Source organism: Glycomyces sp. NPDC047010 (assembly GCF_040644205.1).
Classification (GTDB): domain Bacteria; phylum Actinomycetota; class Actinomycetes; order Mycobacteriales; family Micromonosporaceae; genus Glycomyces.
Genome location: NZ_JBEYVY010000002.1, coordinates 364,576 through 379,785, shown reverse-complemented (window position 1 = coordinate 379,785; position 15,210 = coordinate 364,576). Strand labels below are relative to the sequence as shown.

Sequence of the window (15,210 nt, the reverse complement as noted above, 5' to 3'; positions counted from 1 at the left end):
GGGACTTGCAACGCGACGATAGTACCTTGCGCGGAGGGTCCCGCTCAACGGGGTATTGGCTCCGTTGAGGCCGGGGCCACTACAGGAGGGTGCGGACGCGGCCGACGGGCTGTCCGCCGCCGAGGATCTCGGGCCCGGAGAGGGCGTCGATCTCGGGTTTGGCGGCCTGCGGGACGTCGAGTCCGGCGATGGCGGTGAGGGCGCGGAGGGCGACGGGCATGGAGGCGCGTCCGGCGCCGTCGTCGATCTTGACGGCGACCGCGCCGACGCCGGGTGCGGCGACGACGTGGAAGCCTTCGGCGCCGCCTTTGGCGAGGAGGCCGGGGACGGCGGTCATGGAGCGCTGGTCGGGTCCGCGGGTGCCGTCGATGAGGCGGGGGTTGGCGCGCATGGCGTCGGCGACGCGGCGCTCGTCGGTGCCTTCGGGGGCTTCGACGAAGCGGGCGAAGGCGCGGGCGATGCCGTGGAGGGAGATCGCGAGGACGGGGGCTCCGCAGCCGTCGACGCCGACGTGCTCGACGGTCTCGCCGGTGAGGTCCTCGACCGTCTCGACGATGAGCTTCTGGAGGGGGTGCTCGGGGTCGCGGTACGTGGCGGTGTCCCATCCGGCGGCGGCGCAGGCGGCGAGCATCCCGGCGTGCTTGCCGGAGCAGTTCATGTAGACGCGTTTGGGCTCGGGCCCGTCGGCGGCGACGACGGCGTTGCGGGCGTCGGGGTTGCCGGGGAGGTCGGGCGGGCACTGGAGGTGGTCCTCGGTGAGGCCCGCGTGCGCGAGGACGGAGCGGACGCGTTCGATGTGGAACGGTTCGCCGCGGTGGCTGGCGGCGGCGATGGCGAGGTCGGCCTCGTTGTCGGGCTCCCAGCCGGCGCGGAGCATCGCGAGGGCCTGCATGGGCTTGTTGGAGGAGCGTGGGAACACGGGGGAGGCGGCGTCGCCGATCGCGGCGGCGAGGCTTCCCGCGGGGTCGGTCACGGCCACGCTGCCCCGGTGGAAGCTCTCGGCGAATCCGGACCTGACGACTTGGGCGACGGGTTCGCCGCCTCGGTACGAAGCACTCATACTGCGAGGCTAGCCGGGCGGCTAGAGGCTCGCGGCCTGATCGCCCGTGATGAGGCGCACGTCCTGGTTCGCGACGGCCGACCGTTTCACCTCGGCGAGCGCGATCTGGCCGAGCTCGTAGTGCTGGACGGCGGTGCCGATGGCGCCGACCTCCTTGCCGTCCAGGGTGATCGGGGTGCCGTGGGCGGGCGGGTGCTCGTCGGTGCCGTCGAGGTGGAGCATGACGAGGCGCCGGGGCGGCTGGCCGAGGTGGTGGACCTTCGCGACGGTCTCCTGGCCGCGGTAGCAGCCCTTGTCGAGGTGGACGGCGGCGGCGAGCCAGTGCGGGACCTCGTGGGGGACGGTCTTCTCGTCGGTGTCGGTGCCGAACGCGGGGAGCTTCGCGGCGGTGCGGAGGGCGTTCCAGGCCCAGGTCCCGGCGAGGGTCCCGGCGCCTTCGGCCGCTTCGGCGAGCTGTTCGCGGCGGACGAGGACGTCGAAGGTGGGGACGCCGAGGACGTCGGTGCGGCGGGTCCAGCCGTCGGTCTCCTGGAAGGGGCCGCCGGGGTACACGGAGGTGGGGACGGCGAGGAGGTCCTTGGACGCGAACTTGGCGATGGGCACGGGCTGGACGACGGGCGCGCCGTCCTCGGCGCGGGCGATGCCGGTGAAGGTGAACAGGGCCCAGTCGGCGGACTCGTCGCGGATGTCGACCTCGGTGCGGAACTTCATGAGCTCCAGGTACTTCAGGAGCGGTTCGCCGTAGCCGGGCTCGGTGTCGAGCCAGGTGGTGGCGCCGTCGTCGTAGACGTTCGCGTGGTGCTCGACGCGGCCGGTCGGGGAGAGGATGAGCGTCTCGGTGCCCTCGTGCGGCTTGAGGCTGGTGAGGTGCTGGGTGGAGAGGGAGTGCAGCCAGGTGAGGCGGGCCTCGCCGGTGACGGAGAGGACGTCGCGGTCGGAGCGGTCGAAGAGCGCGCCGGTCTCCATGGCCGCCTTCTGCTCCTTGAGCGGCCCGCCGTAGTGCCAGGCGGTGCGGCCGTCGGCGGTGGCCACGGCGCCGGGGGCGGTGAGGAGCGGGGACGGTCCGATCGCGGTCATGAGTGCTTCTCCAGGCAGTCGGCGCAGGTCCCGAACAGGGCGACGTGGCCGACGTCCATGACGAATCCGGTGGCGTCGGCGACCTCCCTGCGCACGCCTGCGAACTTCGACGGGTCGACTTCGGTGATCCGGCCGCACCGGTGGCACACCAGGTGGGCGTGGCCGCGGTCGCCGGACAGGTGGTAGGTGGGGGCGCCGTGGGAGAGGTGGGTGTGCGAGACGAGCTGGAGCTCTTCGAGAAGGTCCAGGGTGCGGTAGACGGTGGTGATGTTCACGCCTTCGACCTGGCCGCGGATGCGCTCGTGGATCCGCTCGGGGGTCGCGTGCCCGAGCGCGCGGACTGCCTCCAGGACGAGCTGGCGCTGCGCGGTCATGCGCAGGCCCTTGGAGCGCAGCACCGACGCCAGTTCGGTCTCGGCCTCGGCTTCGGTGGGCATGACTGCATGGTACTGCGCGCGCCGGGCGACACGTCCGGGTGACATGGGAGGCGCCGCGCCCGGTTCTTGTCGGACCCCCGCGGGATGCTGGCCGCTATGTTCCTCGGGGTGGGTGGGGGCTTGGGATGGAACTACTACTGGCCCGCCCACCCGCCCTCCGGGCGGCGCGCGTCCCGCGCCTCGCGGCCCCGCCGCCGCGGCGGGGAGCACAATGAGCGGATGGCACTAGTAACCGCAGTACTGCACCGCGGCGTCGTCGACTCCGACGCGCCGCTCCTGTGCGCCGACGACCTCGGGGTCCTCCGGGGCGACGGCGTCTTCGAGACGATCAACGTCCGCGGCGGCGCCGCGTTCCTGCTTTCCGAGCACCTCGACCGGATGGCGAACTCCGCGCGTCGCATGGAGTTCGAGCTGCCCGCGAAGGCCGAGCTGGCCGAGCTGGCCGAGCAGGCGCTCGTGGCGTGGCGCGAGCGCGCGTCGGGCGAGGGCGCGCTGCGCCTGGTCGCGACCCGCGGCCGCGAGGCCGGCGGCCCGCCCACCGTCTACGCGACGGTCGACCCCGTGCCGCGCGAGCGCATCCTGCCGCGCCGCGACGGCCTGCGGATCGCCACGGCGACCCTGGGGGTGAATGCCGATGCGCGGGGCGACGCCCCGTGGCTTCTAGGCGGCGTGAAGGCGCTGTCGTACGCGTCGATGATGGCCGTGACCCGCTGGGCGAAGACCCAGGGCGCGGACGACGCCCTGTGGGTGTCCGCCGACGGGTTCGCGCTCGAAGGCCCCACATCCTCGCTCCTGTGGCTCGAAGGCGACACGGTCTTCACCACGCCGACCTCCGCGGGCATCCTGCCCGGGACCACGAGCGCCTACCTGCTGGAGCAGGCCCCGAAGGCGGGCCTGAAGACCGGCGAGAAGCTGATCTCGGTGGGGGACTTGAAGAACGCCGAGGCGGCGTGGCTCAGCTCCTCCGTCCGAGGTGTGGCGTTCATCACTCAGATCGATGGGGAGGCGGTCGCGCAGCGCCCCGACATCACCGCTGAGCTGGACAAACTCGCGGGTTTCGAAGTGCCTTCGTAACGGTTCGGCATCGTTTCCCAGGTTCTTCCCAGGCTCGCCACAGGTCCCGTTCAGAGACGGTCCTCATAGTAATGAGTGTTCCGGTCACGCCGACAAGCCAATCGGAGGGACATGGGCAGTCTTCCGGGAGGCACGGAACATCCGGGGGCACTAAGCCGGTAAGGGCAATCGGGCACAGCCCTACCGGTGCCAATGAAAAGTGGAGCTCCTCCACTTTATCGGGGCCGCAGCGAATGGGCAAGCGCTGCGGCCCCATTACCGTGTCACAGGACCGACACGAAACCGCATCGGCGCCAAACACACTCGTACATGAACGCGGTGCCGCCTGCGGGAACGCCGCCCGCATTCGGTCCGGCCGATCAGCCGAGGACCTTCCCCGGATTGAGGATCCCGAGCGGGTCGAGCGCCGCTTTCAGCCGCCGCTGCACCGCCAGGTTCACCGGGTCGACCTCCCGTTCCAGCCACTCGCGCTTGAGCATTCCCACCCCGTGCTCGCCGGTGATGGTGCCGCCCATGGCGAGCGCCATCTCCAGGATCTCGTCGAACGCCGCCCGCCCCGCTTCGAGCGACCCGGGGACCTCCGGGTGGACGATGATGTTCGGGTGCAGGTTCCCGTCCCCCGCATGGGCGATGACGCCGATGACCACGCCGTGCCGCTCGGCCGCGGCCTGCACCCCGTCGAGGGCCTCGGCGAGCCGGGCCCGCGGGACCGCGACGTCGTCGACCAGGACCGTCCCCAGCTTCTCCATGGCGTGGTAGGCGTTCCGGCGCGATTCGAGCAGCGCGTCCGCCTCCTCGGCGTCGGTGGCCCGGTACACCTCGCTCGCGCCCGCTTCGGTGCACAGCGCCTCGACCGCGGCGAGCTCCGCGTCGGGGTCGGCGTCGGCGGCGACGAGCAGCAGCGCCGCGGCCTCCGTCGGGAGTCCCATGGGGCGCAGCGCTTCGAGGGCCCGCAGGTGGACGTTGTCGATGAGTTCGAGCAGGCTCGGCTGCTTCCCGGCGGCCATGATCGCGGTGACCGCGCGGCCGGCGTCGGCGGTCGTCGCGAACACCGCGGCGAGCGTGAGCCGCTGCGCCGGGACGGGCGCGAGCTTCACCGTCGCCTCGGTGATGATCCCCAGGGTCCCTTCGGAACCGCAGAACAGGCGCACCAGGTCGTACCCGGCGACGCCCTTCGCGGTGCGCCGCCCGCACCGCATCACCTCGCCCGAGGCGAGCACGACCTCCAGGCCCAGCACGTACTCCGGGGTCGTCCCGTACTTGACGCAGCACATGCCGCCCGCGGCCGTCGCGATGTTCCCGCCGATCGTGGAGATCTGCCACGACCCCGGGTCGGGGCTGTACCGCAGCCCGAACTCGCCTGCGGCCGTGGAGATCGCGGCGTTGAGGACCCCGGGCTGGACCACCGCGAGGCGGTCCACCGGGTCGATCTCCAGGATGCGGTCCATGCCCGAGACGTCCAGGAGCAGCGCCCCGTCGACCGCGGTCGCCGCGCCCGCGAGCCCGGTCCGGGCCCCCTGCGGGACCACCGGCACCCCGAGCTCCGCGCAGACCGCCACCGCGGCACTGACCTCCGCGGTCGAGCGGGCCCGCACCAGTGCGGCCGCGCGCCCGGCCGGGACGAGCCCGGCGTGGTCCACCGAGTGGGCGGCCAGCACGTCCGGGTCGGTGACGGGCGCGAGGCCCGCCTCGGTCAGCGCTTCAACCAGTTCGCTCATGCAGCGATTGTCACTCGCGGCGCACGGGCCCTACGCGTACGGGTCGGTGTCGACGATCGTGCGGACGATCTCGGCGAGCGCCTCGACCCGCTCGATGCCCTCCTCCTGGGAGGACGAGCCGCCGGTCAGGATCGAGATCTCGATGGGCGCGTCGGTGTCCCCGGCGACCACGCCGATGGAGTTGACGACCCACTCCCCGCCCATGGCGTCGCGGGTGTCCCAGCCGTTCTTCATCCACACGGTCTCGCCGTCGGCCGCCGCCGCGGACACGCCCCACTGCTGGAAGTCCGCGAGGTCGCCCATGAGCGAGCGCGCGTACTCGGTCTGCTCGGCGTCCAGGACGCCCGCGTCCTCGTACAGCGCGATCTCCAGGACCCGCAGCTGGTCGAGGGCCGTGCTCTGGGTCTTCCCCCACTGCTCGGTCTCGTTCGGGTTGGTGTGCTCCAGGCCGAAGTCGATGTGCGCCTGGGCGATTGCCGCGTGCCCGTCGTCGAACGTGCCGCCGTAGAGGACGTCGTTCGTCGCGTCGTTGTCGGACTCGCGGATCATCAGCTCGGCGCGGTCCAGCAGCCAGTCGGGGACCTGGTCGAGCGTCCCGTACTCCTTGAGCATCATCGTGAGGATCTCGACCTTCACGACCGACGCCGTGTCGTACTGCACCTCGCCGTCGTAGTCGAGGCGGAACTCGCCGTCGTCCACGGCCACCGCGGCGTAGAAGTTCTCGTCGTCCTCCTCCGCGAGGTACGCGGCCACGGCCTCGTCGAGCTGCGACTGGAGCTGCTCCTGCGCGGCCGCGCGCAGCTCCTCGTCCGACGGCTGGAGCGAGGAGCTCGACAGGTCGTCGGCCTGCGATCCCGGCAGGGACTCGTCGGAGGAGCCGCCCGAGCCGCCGTCGTCGCGGCCGGAGCCGACGATGAACACCACGGCGGCGACGAGCACGGCGAGACCCGGGACGGCGAGGTAGGGCCAGAGCCGCCGCGATGAGGCGTGTTTGGAGGTCACAGCTGGGAACCTGACTCTTCAAAAGGCGGGGGATGCGGACGAATTGCTGCGGCCCACGCTAAAGCAGCGACCGGCGCGCACACAAGCGGGGCCGATCCCGAGTTCCGTAACGGTTGCGCATCGGTGCGTGCGCACGGCCGCAGGGGGCCTGACCCCCAATCATCCCTCGCCGCACCCGCAACGACCAGCGTCCCTCGTCACTGGAACCGCATCGGCCCCTTCGGAAACGGACACGGGACGACGAAGCGCCCGCCGGGATCGGCGGGCGCTCCGTGCGAGTTCAGTTGTGCGTGCTCCGGCGGGGCCGTGAGGCACTGGTCCGGGCGATCGGTGTGGGACCTGGGGAGGAAATGACCATCATCGAGTGCCCGAGCCGCAGTGCCTCACGGAGACTCCACCGTGCCGCGCCTCGACTGCCCGGAAGGCGGGGCCTTCGCGGGCTCCGGCCGCCGCGTGCGGCGGGCCGGCTCGGGGCCGGTGAAACACCGGGCCGCCCGCTGCCGCTCGCGGCGGTTCCGCACCCGCCCCCCGGTCCAAGCCGGAGAGCCGTGGGCGGGACCCGCTGCGGCGGCCGACTGCGGCGCCGGGGCCTTCATCCGGACGGCGGTGCTCACGCCGCCGCCCGCTGCTTCAGCAGGGTGCGCGCCACCGCGGCGGCCACCCCCACCAGGCAGATGATCGCGACCAGGGCCAGCAGCCCGTTCGCGCCGTCCGCCACTGCCTTCGGGTCGACCGCGACGACCTCTTCCTCCGCGGCCGGGTCGAACGCCCCGTCGTCCGCACCCGGGTCGCCGAACGCGTTCACCTCGTCCTCGACCGGGGCCGGCGACTCGTCCGCCGCGGGCGCCTCGTCCTCCGGGCCCTGCGCCGCCGCGGCGTCGTCGCCCGCGGGTGCGCCCTCGTCGGAATCGCCCTCGTCCGAGCCGTCCTCGGCGGGGGCGGGCAGCGCGTGCGCGTCCGGCTCCTCGTCCTCGGTGCCCGACTCGTCGTTCTCGTCGGCCTGCGCCTCGACCACGTGGACCTGCGCGGAGTCGTACTCGGCGAACAGGCCGTGGCAGGACGGGACCATCGCGACCTCGGCCGACCGGTTCATCTCGAACACCTGCGACGAGCCGTTCGCGATGTCGTAGACCTCGTCGCCCACGTGCAGCTCGGCGTTCGCGCCCAGCTCGTTCGTGTACTGCACCTGCGAGCCCTGCTCAACGGTGAGGTCCGACGCGTCGGGGATCGACGACGCCGACAGGAGGCCCAGGGTGCCGCAGTCGCCGCTGAAGACGATCTCGCTCCCGGTGCCCGCCTCCGGCTCCTCCGCCGTGGCCATGCTCACCCCGGCCGCACCGCCCGCCGCGATCACCGCCGCCGCCGACAGGGCCGCCAGGCGCGAGCGCCGCCGCTGCGAGCGCCGGTCCATCGCCGCCTGCACCACCGGGTTGATCCGGCCGTCGTTCACCGCGTACGGCAGCGGAGGACGCGTCTGGGCCCGGGACTGCTGACCGAGCTTCGTCTTGTGTCTTCCCATGCCTGCGTCTCTCCAACCGCGATTCCGTCTGTGGTGTGCGGACCCGGATCCACCGCGGGAATCAGGTCTCAACCCCGTTCAACGACCGGGCGCCCGAAAGGTGACGGCCCCGCCCGCCACCGATTCGCCGACGGTCCTCATGCGCCCGATGACCGCACCGCGACCGTCCGTAGGATGTGCCGGGACAGCACCGAGCGAGACCGCGGGAACCCCATGGTGATCACCGAACCCGACTCCACCGATTCGGACCCGGGGCGCGAGCCCGACGACGGCGTCCAGGCTGCGGCCGAAGCGAAGCCGGAGCCCGAGGACGCCGAGTCCGGCGGCCCGGCCACCGGCGAGCACGAGCGCTGGCAGCGCTTCGCCTCCGGCGAGACCCCCGCCGCCGCACCCGGCCCGCCCCCCGGCCGCCTGCGCGCCGCAGGGCGCCTCGCCGCGCGCGCCGCCCGCAGCGAATGGACCCTCGCCGCGCTCTTCAGCGCACTCCTCGCCGTCGCCATGACCTGGCCCCTCGCCAAGGACCTCGACGACGTCGTCCCCCACGACACCGGCGACCCGCTGCTCCTCACCTACATCCTCGGCTGGGTCGGCCACGCCCTGCGCGACAACCCCGCCGGGATCTGGGACACCAACAGCTTCTGGCCCCTCACCGACGCCTACCTGTTCACCGACACCCTCCTCGGCTACGCGCCGTTCGCGCTCTTCATCACCGGCCCGACCAGCGCCCTCGTCGTCTACAACGTCCTCTACATCGCCACGTTCGCGCTCGCGTTCCTCGGCGCGTACGCGCTCCTGCGCCAGCTCGGCGCCCGCGTCGCCGGCTCGGCCGTCGCCGCCGCCGCGTTCGCCTACGCCCCCTGGAAACTCGGGCAGGCCGGGCACCTCCAGGTCCTGTCGTGCGGAGGGATCGCGCTCGCCCTCGCCATGCTCGCGCGCGGGCACGGCTGGTCGCTCAGACACGGCTTCAAGGCGGAGAAGCAGCGGCCCGGGTGGATCGTCGCCGGGTGGCTGACCGCCCTGTGGCAGTTCTCGATCGGCGCCGGGCTCGGCATCCCGTTCGTGTACCTGCTGCTGGGCGTCGGCGTGATCGTGGGCCTGAACTGGCTCATCATGCGCCCGCGACTGAAGTGGCAGACGCTCGCGGCGGACGGCGTCGGCGGCGTCGTGTTCAGCCTCGGGGTCCTGTGGATCGCCGACAAGCACGCCGTGGTCGCCCGCGCCTACCCCGAGTCGATCCGCGACGTCGACTACATCTCGTGGTTCAGCCCCACCTGGCAGTCGTTCATCATCTCCCCGGAGGAGTCGCGCCTGTGGGGCGCCGCGCACGAGGCGGCGCGCGCCGACCTGACGTGGGCGCCCGAGCAGGCGCTCCTCGTCGGCTTCACGCTGGCCGCCCTGGCGGTCGCGGGGCTCGTCTGGTCGTGCTGGACGGGCTGGCAGCGGTTCTGGCTGGCCCTCGGCGGGTTCGCGGTCTTCGCGATCGCCATGGGCCCCAACTTCCTCGACCACGGCTCGTGGGCGTGGGCGCTGCTGTACGAGTACGCGCCGGGCTGGGAGGCGATCCGCACGCCGGGCCGCCTGGTCATCTACCTGACGCTGATCCTCGCGGTCCTCGCCGCGGGCACGATCACCCGCATCGCCGACGAGGCCGACGACGTGGCCCACCGCTCGCGCGTCGACAAGCGCCTGAACGTGAAGGCCCCCAGGCGGGTCCACGCGCTGCTGTTCCTCCCGATCGTCCTGGTCCTGTGGGAGGGCCTCACGGCCGCGCCGTACGTCGAGGTCCCGGACGCGCCCGTCGACATGTCCTCACTGGATGGCCCGGTGCTGTTCCTGCCCATGGGCGGCGGCGACACGAGGGTCCAGTACTGGAGCACCGACGGGTTCGTGGAGACCGCCAACGGCGTCGCCGCGTTCACCCCCGACGAGCAGGCGGGCATCAAGTCGATGGCCGAGGCGTTCCCGAGCGACGACTCGGTCGCGGCCCTGCGCGACGCGGGCATCGAGACCGTCGTGGTCCTCCCCGGCTCAGGGCTCGACACCGAGGCCGAACCGTTCGGCGTCGACGTCGAGCGCACCGACACCGCCGTGATCTACGACCTCAACCCGTAAGCGGGCCTTCGCCTCTCACGCGGGACCGATCGGGGTGAGGAACGCCAGCGCCCCGATCGCGTCGAGGCGCGGCGGCGAGTGCAGCGGCGAGGCCGTCACGTCGAACGTGCGGTGGACGCCGCGGCGCTCGATGCGCATGAGGCTGCGTTCGAGGGCGTCGGTCTGGAGCGCCTGGACGGGCGCGAGCCGGGCGAGCTCGGCGTCCACGAGCGGGTGCGCCCCGGCCGTGAAGTCCAGGAACCGCAGGCCCGCATCGAGGAAGCGGGGCATGACGATGTCGATGTCGGGGCCGAGTCCGAGGATCTGCCTGGCGGGGCGCGAGGTCGCGACGACGCGCGTGTCCGCGGCGAGCAGCAGGCACGCGTCGGCGCTCGCCGCGACCGCGGTGCGCCACGTGGACAGCGCCGCGTCGAGTCTCCTGCCATCGCGTCCGGGCGCGGCGCCGCGGAGCGGGATGACCAGTTCGAGTTGCGTCAATTGGGCGTCCCGGGGGTAGTGGTTACGCTCAGTCTGTCCATGTTAACTGAGAAAAGTTGATCTTCGTCCCCGGCGCGTCTACCCTCGGGTCATGAGTGCAGATGCCGCGCCCGCGTACGGAGTCGACTCGGAAGTGGGGCGGCTGCGCAGTGTCATGCTCCACCGCCCCGGGGGAGAGCTGCGGCGCCTGACGCCGCGCAACAACGGCGCGCTGCTGTTCGACGGCATCCCCTGGGTCGAGCGCGCGCAGGAGGAGCACGACCGGTTCGCGGGGGTCCTCACCGAGCACGGCGTGGAGGTCCTGTACCTGAGTGCGCTGCTTCGGGAGTGCTTCGCGCTGGACGAGGCCCGCGAGGCGGTCACCGTCGGCGTCGCGGCCGACCCGCGGCTGGGGCAGACGCTGGGGCGCGAGCTCGCGGCGTTCCTGTCGGGCCTGGATGCCGAGCGGCTCGCGTCGGTCCTGGTGGAGGGCTTGACGAAAGAGGAGTTCGGGCCGTCGAGCAGCCTGCGGCACCGGATGATGCGGGCCGTGGAGTTCGTCATCGACCCGCTCCCGAACACGATGTTCACGCGCGACTCGTCGGTGTGGATCGGCGACGCCGTGGCCGTGACGAGCCTGGCGATGCCCGCGCGCCGCCGCGAGACGACGCTGACGGGGATCGTCTACCACTACCACCCGCGGTTCGCGGACGTCCCGAAGCTGTACGACCCGTCGCTGGAGCACCTGGAGGGCGGCGACGTCCTCGCGCTCGCGCCGGGCGTGCTGGCCGTCGGGGTCGGCGAGCGCACCACCCCTGCGGGCGTGGAGCGCCTGGCGCGCAAGGTGTTCGAGCGGGGCACGATCCGCACGGTCCTGGCCGTCCCGATCGCGCAGCGCCGCGCCACGATGCACCTGGACACGGTGTGCACGATGGTCGACCGCGACCGGATGGTCATCTACGCGCCGGCCGCGCAGCGCCTGGAGTCGTACACGATCACCCCGGACGGCGACCGCATCGCCATCGACGGCCCCCGCCGCTTCCTCGACGCCGCCGCGGAGGCGATCGGCGTCGACGCGATCGAGGTGATCCACACCGGCGAGCGCGACGTGGTCACGGCCGAGCGCGAGCAGTGGGACGACGGCAACAACACCCTCGCCCTCGCCCCGGGCGTCGCGGTCGCCTACGAGCGCAACACGGTCACCAACGCCCGCCTCGAACGCGCGGGCGTCAAGGTCCTCACCATCCCCGGCTCCGAACTCGGCTCCGGCCGGGGCGGCCCCCGCTGCATGTCCTGCCCGACGGCCAGGATGCCGCTCGCCGCCTGATGGGCGCCGCGCCCGATCCGCCGTTCGTCCTCGAATACCGACCGCACGCCGAGGACGACTCGTGGAGTCCGGGCTGGGTTCCCGCTCCGGCCATTCCCGGCCGCGGGGGTTTCGAGGGATGGGAGGAGATTCCCGAGACCGAGTTCGTCTTCTACCGGTTCCAGGTCGACATCCACCTGGACATCGGCGGGAACGACTTCTCCGCCGTGCTGAACCCCGTGCTCGACTTCGCGCTCGCCTGGCAGTACCTGCCCGGGGTGCTCGACGAGCAGGGGAGCATCGACACGTCGATGAGCGTGCAGGGGCTCACCTACCGGGTCGAGCGGGACGGCGGCGACGTCGTCGTGTCGTCCAACGTGCATCCGAAGCGGAGGTCGGCCCGGGGATTCACCCCGCATCGGGCGCGGCTCTCGCGGGCCGATTTCGAGGCGCTCGTCGATCAGATCGTCGAGGGCGCGTTCCGGCTTCTGTACGAGGCGCATCCCGAGCTGGAGCGCAATCACTACCTCAACGGCCTGCGCGAGCGGATCGGGTTCTGACACGCGGAAGGCCGCGACCCGGACGGGTCGCGGCCTTTCCTTGCGCCGTCTAGATGTTCGCGGCGATGTCCTTGCGGTAGTAGCCGCCTTCGAGTTTGACGCCTTCGGTGAGGGCGTACGCCTCCTGGCGGGCCTCGGCGACGGAGCGGCCGGTGCCGACGCAGCCGAGGACGCGGCCGCCGGTGGCGATGAGCTGGCCGGAGGCGTCGAGGGCGGTGCCCGCGTGGAGGACGCCCTCGGTGTCGGCGCCGAACAGGGGGCGGCCGGTGACCGTGGTGCCCGGGTAGCCCTCGTTGGCGACGACGACGCACACGGCGGCGCCCTCGCGCCACCACAGGGGGCCGAAGTCGGCGAGCTTCCCGGTGGCCGCGGCGTACAGGAGCTCCCCGAGCGGGGTCTCCAGGAGCGCCAGGACCGCCTGGATCTCCGGGTCGCCGAAGCGGGCGTTGAACTCGACGACCTTGAGGCCCTTCGCCGTCAGGGCGAGGCCGCAGTACAGGGTCCCGACGAACGGGATGCCGCGCCCGGCGAGCTCCGCGAGGGTCGGCTCCGCGACGCGCTCCATGACCTCGGCGACCAGGTCGTCCGGGGCCCACGGCAGCGGCGTGTACGCGCCCATGCCGCCGGTGTTCGGGCCGGTCCCGCCGTCGCCGATGCGCTTGAAGTCCTGCGCGGGCAGCAGCGGCTTCGCGCTCGTGCCGTCCGCGACGACGAACAGGGAGACCTCGGGGCCGTCGAGGTACTCCTCGATGACCACGCGCTCGCAGTCCATGGCGTGCGCGAGAGCCTGCTCGCGGTCCTCGGTGACGACGACGCCCTTGCCAGCGGCGAGGCCGTCGTCCTTGACGACGTACGGCGCGCCGAACTCGTCGAGCGCGGCCTCGGCCTCCTCGCGGGTGCGGCAGGCGCGCGCGGCGGCGGTCGGGACGCCCGCGGCGGCCATGACCTCCTTCGCGAACGCCTTCGAGCCCTCGATGCGGGCGGCGTCGCCGTTCGGGCCGTACACGGGGATGCCCTTGGCGCGGACCGCGTCCGCGACGCCCGCGACGAGCGGCGCCTCAGGGCCCACGATCACGAGGTCGGCGGCGGAGGTCACCGCGAGGGACGCCACCGCGGCGGGGTCGGTCTGGTTCACCGGCACGCACTCGCCGAGCGCGGCCATGCCCGGGTTCCCGGGGGCGCAGATGAGCTTGGTGACGGAAGCGTCCGCGGCCAGGGACGCCGCGAGGGCGTGCTCGCGGCCGCCGGAGCCGATCAGGAGTACTCGCACCCGGCCAGTTTACGTGGTGGATACGTGCTGGTTAACCGCCACGCCGGTGGCGAACGTGACACCGCCCCCGCCCACGGGTGCTCAGCAGCCGCGCATGTCACCCCGGGTGACATCATTGCCCCGTGACTGCGAATGTGCTCGCCGAGCGTTATGCCTCCGCGCCGATGCGCGACATCTGGGACCCCGTCGGGAAGATCAAGGCCGAGCGGCGCCTGTGGATCGCCGTCCTCCAGGCGCAGCACGACCTCGGCGTCACCGTCCCCGACGGCGTCATCGCCGACTACGAGCGCGTCCTCGACACCGTCGACCTCGCCTCCATCGCCGAGCGCGAGCGCGTCACCAAGCACGACGTCAAGGCCCGCATCGAGGAGTTCTCCGACCTCGCCGGCCACCAGCACATCCACAAGGGCATGACCAGCCGCGACCTCACCGAGAACGTCGAGCAGATGCAGGTCCGCCAGTCCCTCGAACTCGTCCAGGGCCGCATCGTCGCCGCGCTCGTGCGCCTCGCCGCCCGCGCCCAGCAGTACCGCGGCCTCGTCATGGCCGGACGCAGCCACAACGTCCCCGCGCAGGCCACCACCCTCGGGAAGCGCTTCGCGACCTGGGCCGAGGAGCTCCTCGCCGCCCACGACCGCATCGAGGACCTCCTCAAGCGGTACCCGCTGCGCGGCGTCAAGGGCCCCGTCGGCACCGCCCAGGACATGCTCGACCTGTTCGGCGGCGACACCGCGAAACTCGCCGGACTGGAGCAGCGCATCGCCGCCCACCTCGGGTTCGAGCGCGTCATGGACTCCGTCGGCCAGGTCTACCCGCGGTCCCTCGACTACGAGGTCGGCACCGCGCTCGTCCAGGCCGTCGCCGCCCCCTCCTCCGCCGCCGTCACCATCCGGCTCATGGCCGGCGCCGAGCTCGCCACCGAGGGCTTCATGCCCGGCCAGGTCGGCTCCTCCGCCATGCCCCACAAGATGAACACCCGCTCCTCCGAGCGCGTCAACGGCCTCGCCGTCGTCGCCCGCGGCTACGCCGCCATGCTCGGCGAACTCGCCGGCGACCAGTGGAACGAAGGCGACGTGTCCTGCTCGGTCGTGCGCCGCGTCGCCCTCCCCGACCTGTTCTACGCCGTCGACGGACTCTATGAGACGTTCCTCACCGTCCTCGACAACTTCGGGGCCTACCCCGCGGTCATCGGCGCCGAACTCGACCGGTACCTCCCCTTCCTGACCTCCACGAAGGTCCTCATGGATGCCCTCAGGCAGGGCGCCGGCCGCGAGGACGCCCACGAGGCCATCAAGGAGCACGCCGTCGCCGTCGCCCGCGCCATGCGCGAGGACGGCCAGCGCGAGAACGACCTCTTCGACCGCCTCGCCGCCGACCCGCGGCTGCCCCTCGACCGGGCCGGGCTCGATGCGCTCGTCGCGAATACGGGTGAATTCACCGGCGCCGCAGGGGATCAGGTCGACCGTGTCACCGAAAGGGTGGCCGAGGCGGCGAAAGCGCACCCCGAGGCGGCCGCGTACCGGCCCGGGACGATCCTCTGACGGGTTGTGACCTGGCACCGTCCCCGTAATGCGGCGCTGGCCCAGGTCAGTGCCGGTGAATATGCTGGTCCTGTTCCG

General features: G+C 72.4%; 13 protein-coding genes. 5 read left to right on the top strand and 8 right to left on the bottom strand.

The genetic code is table 11. The annotated features are described in order from the left end of the window. Positions 1-79: 79 nt before the first annotated feature. The 3 genes from AB0A65_RS05290 to AB0A65_RS05280 are packed head-to-tail and all read right to left on the bottom strand — an operon-like array spanning position 80 to position 2,574. Positions 80-1,060, bottom strand: a complete 981-nt coding sequence (locus tag AB0A65_RS05290; protein WP_359946575.1) for an asparaginase — start codon at positions 1,058-1,060, stop codon at positions 80-82. Positions 1,061-1,081: 21 nt separating this feature from the next. Then, the gene (locus AB0A65_RS05285; protein ID WP_359946572.1) at positions 1,082-2,137 is read right to left on the bottom strand and encodes a folate-binding protein; all 1,056 of its coding nucleotides are present in this window, start codon (positions 2,135-2,137) and stop codon (positions 1,082-1,084) included. Next, positions 2,134-2,574, bottom strand: coding sequence for a Fur family transcriptional regulator (locus AB0A65_RS05280; protein ID WP_359946569.1), 441 nt, complete (start codon positions 2,572-2,574; stop codon positions 2,134-2,136). Before AB0A65_RS05280 ends, AB0A65_RS05285 begins: the two co-directional genes overlap by 4 nt. A gap of 219 nt (positions 2,575-2,793) precedes the next feature. On the opposite strand from AB0A65_RS05280, the gene AB0A65_RS05275 reads away from it, so the two are divergent. Further along, positions 2,794-3,648, top strand: coding sequence for an aminotransferase class IV (locus tag AB0A65_RS05275; protein ID WP_359946566.1), 855 nt, complete (start codon positions 2,794-2,796; stop codon positions 3,646-3,648). 359 nt (positions 3,649-4,007) lie between these two features. Here the strand turns inward: AB0A65_RS05275 and AB0A65_RS05270 are convergent, their stop codons facing one another. The 3 genes from AB0A65_RS05270 to AB0A65_RS05260 form a co-directional block, all read right to left on the bottom strand. Beyond that, on the bottom strand, positions 4,008-5,366 hold the full coding sequence (locus tag AB0A65_RS05270; RefSeq protein ID WP_359946563.1) for an FAD-linked oxidase C-terminal domain-containing protein: 1,359 nt from the start codon (positions 5,364-5,366) through the stop codon (positions 4,008-4,010). 30 nt (positions 5,367-5,396) lie between these two features. Next, positions 5,397-6,368, bottom strand: a complete 972-nt coding sequence (locus AB0A65_RS05265) for a hypothetical protein (protein WP_359946560.1) — start codon at positions 6,366-6,368, stop codon at positions 5,397-5,399. 610 nt (positions 6,369-6,978) lie between these two features. Further along, positions 6,979-7,887 (bottom strand): hypothetical protein, encoded by a 909-nt coding sequence (locus tag AB0A65_RS05260; protein WP_359946557.1) that lies wholly within the window; start codon positions 7,885-7,887, stop codon positions 6,979-6,981. A 213-nt stretch (positions 7,888-8,100) separates the two neighbouring features. On the opposite strand from AB0A65_RS05260, the gene AB0A65_RS05255 reads away from it, so the two are divergent. After that, complete coding sequence (locus AB0A65_RS05255) at positions 8,101-9,999, top strand: hypothetical protein (RefSeq protein WP_359946554.1); 1,899 nt, start codon at positions 8,101-8,103, stop codon at positions 9,997-9,999. 15 nt (positions 10,000-10,014) lie between these two features. Here AB0A65_RS05255 and AB0A65_RS05250 read toward each other — a convergent pair whose 3' ends face one another. Beyond that, entirely contained in the window at positions 10,015-10,476 is a 462-nt protein-coding gene (locus AB0A65_RS05250; RefSeq protein WP_359946551.1) for a hypothetical protein, read from the bottom strand. Between the two features lie 91 nt (positions 10,477-10,567). On the opposite strand from AB0A65_RS05250, the gene AB0A65_RS05245 reads away from it, so the two are divergent. Then, a complete protein-coding gene (locus AB0A65_RS05245) occupies positions 10,568-11,782 on the top strand; it encodes an arginine deiminase (RefSeq protein WP_359946549.1) in 1,215 nt (404 codons plus the stop codon). Next, a complete protein-coding gene (locus AB0A65_RS05240) occupies positions 11,782-12,321 on the top strand; it encodes a hypothetical protein (RefSeq protein ID WP_359946546.1) in 540 nt (179 codons plus the stop codon). Before AB0A65_RS05245 ends, AB0A65_RS05240 begins: the two co-directional genes overlap by 1 nt. A gap of 49 nt (positions 12,322-12,370) precedes the next feature. Here AB0A65_RS05240 and purD read toward each other — a convergent pair whose 3' ends face one another. After that, positions 12,371-13,591 (bottom strand): phosphoribosylamine--glycine ligase, encoded by a 1,221-nt coding sequence (gene purD / locus AB0A65_RS05235; protein WP_359946543.1) that lies wholly within the window; start codon positions 13,589-13,591, stop codon positions 12,371-12,373. Positions 13,592-13,713: 122 nt separating this feature from the next. On the opposite strand from purD, the gene purB reads away from it, so the two are divergent. After that, entirely contained in the window at positions 13,714-15,132 is a 1,419-nt protein-coding gene (gene purB, locus AB0A65_RS05230; RefSeq protein ID WP_359946540.1) for an adenylosuccinate lyase, read from the top strand. Positions 15,133-15,210 lie beyond the last annotated feature (78 nt).

Excerpts from the sequence above, each read along its gene's own strand:
- AB0A65_RS05290 (WP_359946575.1), bottom strand. The coding sequence starts at position 1,060 with ATGAGTGCTTCGTACCGAGGCGGCGAACCCGTCGCCCAAGTCGTCAGG.
- AB0A65_RS05285 (WP_359946572.1), bottom strand. The coding sequence starts at position 2,137 with ATGACCGCGATCGGACCGTCCCCGCTCCTCACCGCCCCCGGCGCCGTG.
- AB0A65_RS05280 (WP_359946569.1), bottom strand. The coding sequence starts at position 2,574 with ATGCCCACCGAAGCCGAGGCCGAGACCGAACTGGCGTCGGTGCTGCGC.
- AB0A65_RS05275 (WP_359946566.1), top strand. The coding sequence starts at position 2,794 with ATGGCACTAGTAACCGCAGTACTGCACCGCGGCGTCGTCGACTCCGAC.
- AB0A65_RS05270 (WP_359946563.1), bottom strand. The coding sequence starts at position 5,366 with ATGAGCGAACTGGTTGAAGCGCTGACCGAGGCGGGCCTCGCGCCCGTC.
- AB0A65_RS05260 (WP_359946557.1), bottom strand. The coding sequence starts at position 7,887 with ATGGGAAGACACAAGACGAAGCTCGGTCAGCAGTCCCGGGCCCAGACG.
- AB0A65_RS05255 (WP_359946554.1), top strand. The coding sequence starts at position 8,101 with ATGGTGATCACCGAACCCGACTCCACCGATTCGGACCCGGGGCGCGAG.
- AB0A65_RS05245 (WP_359946549.1), top strand. The coding sequence starts at position 10,568 with ATGAGTGCAGATGCCGCGCCCGCGTACGGAGTCGACTCGGAAGTGGGG.
- AB0A65_RS05240 (WP_359946546.1), top strand. The coding sequence starts at position 11,782 with ATGGGCGCCGCGCCCGATCCGCCGTTCGTCCTCGAATACCGACCGCAC.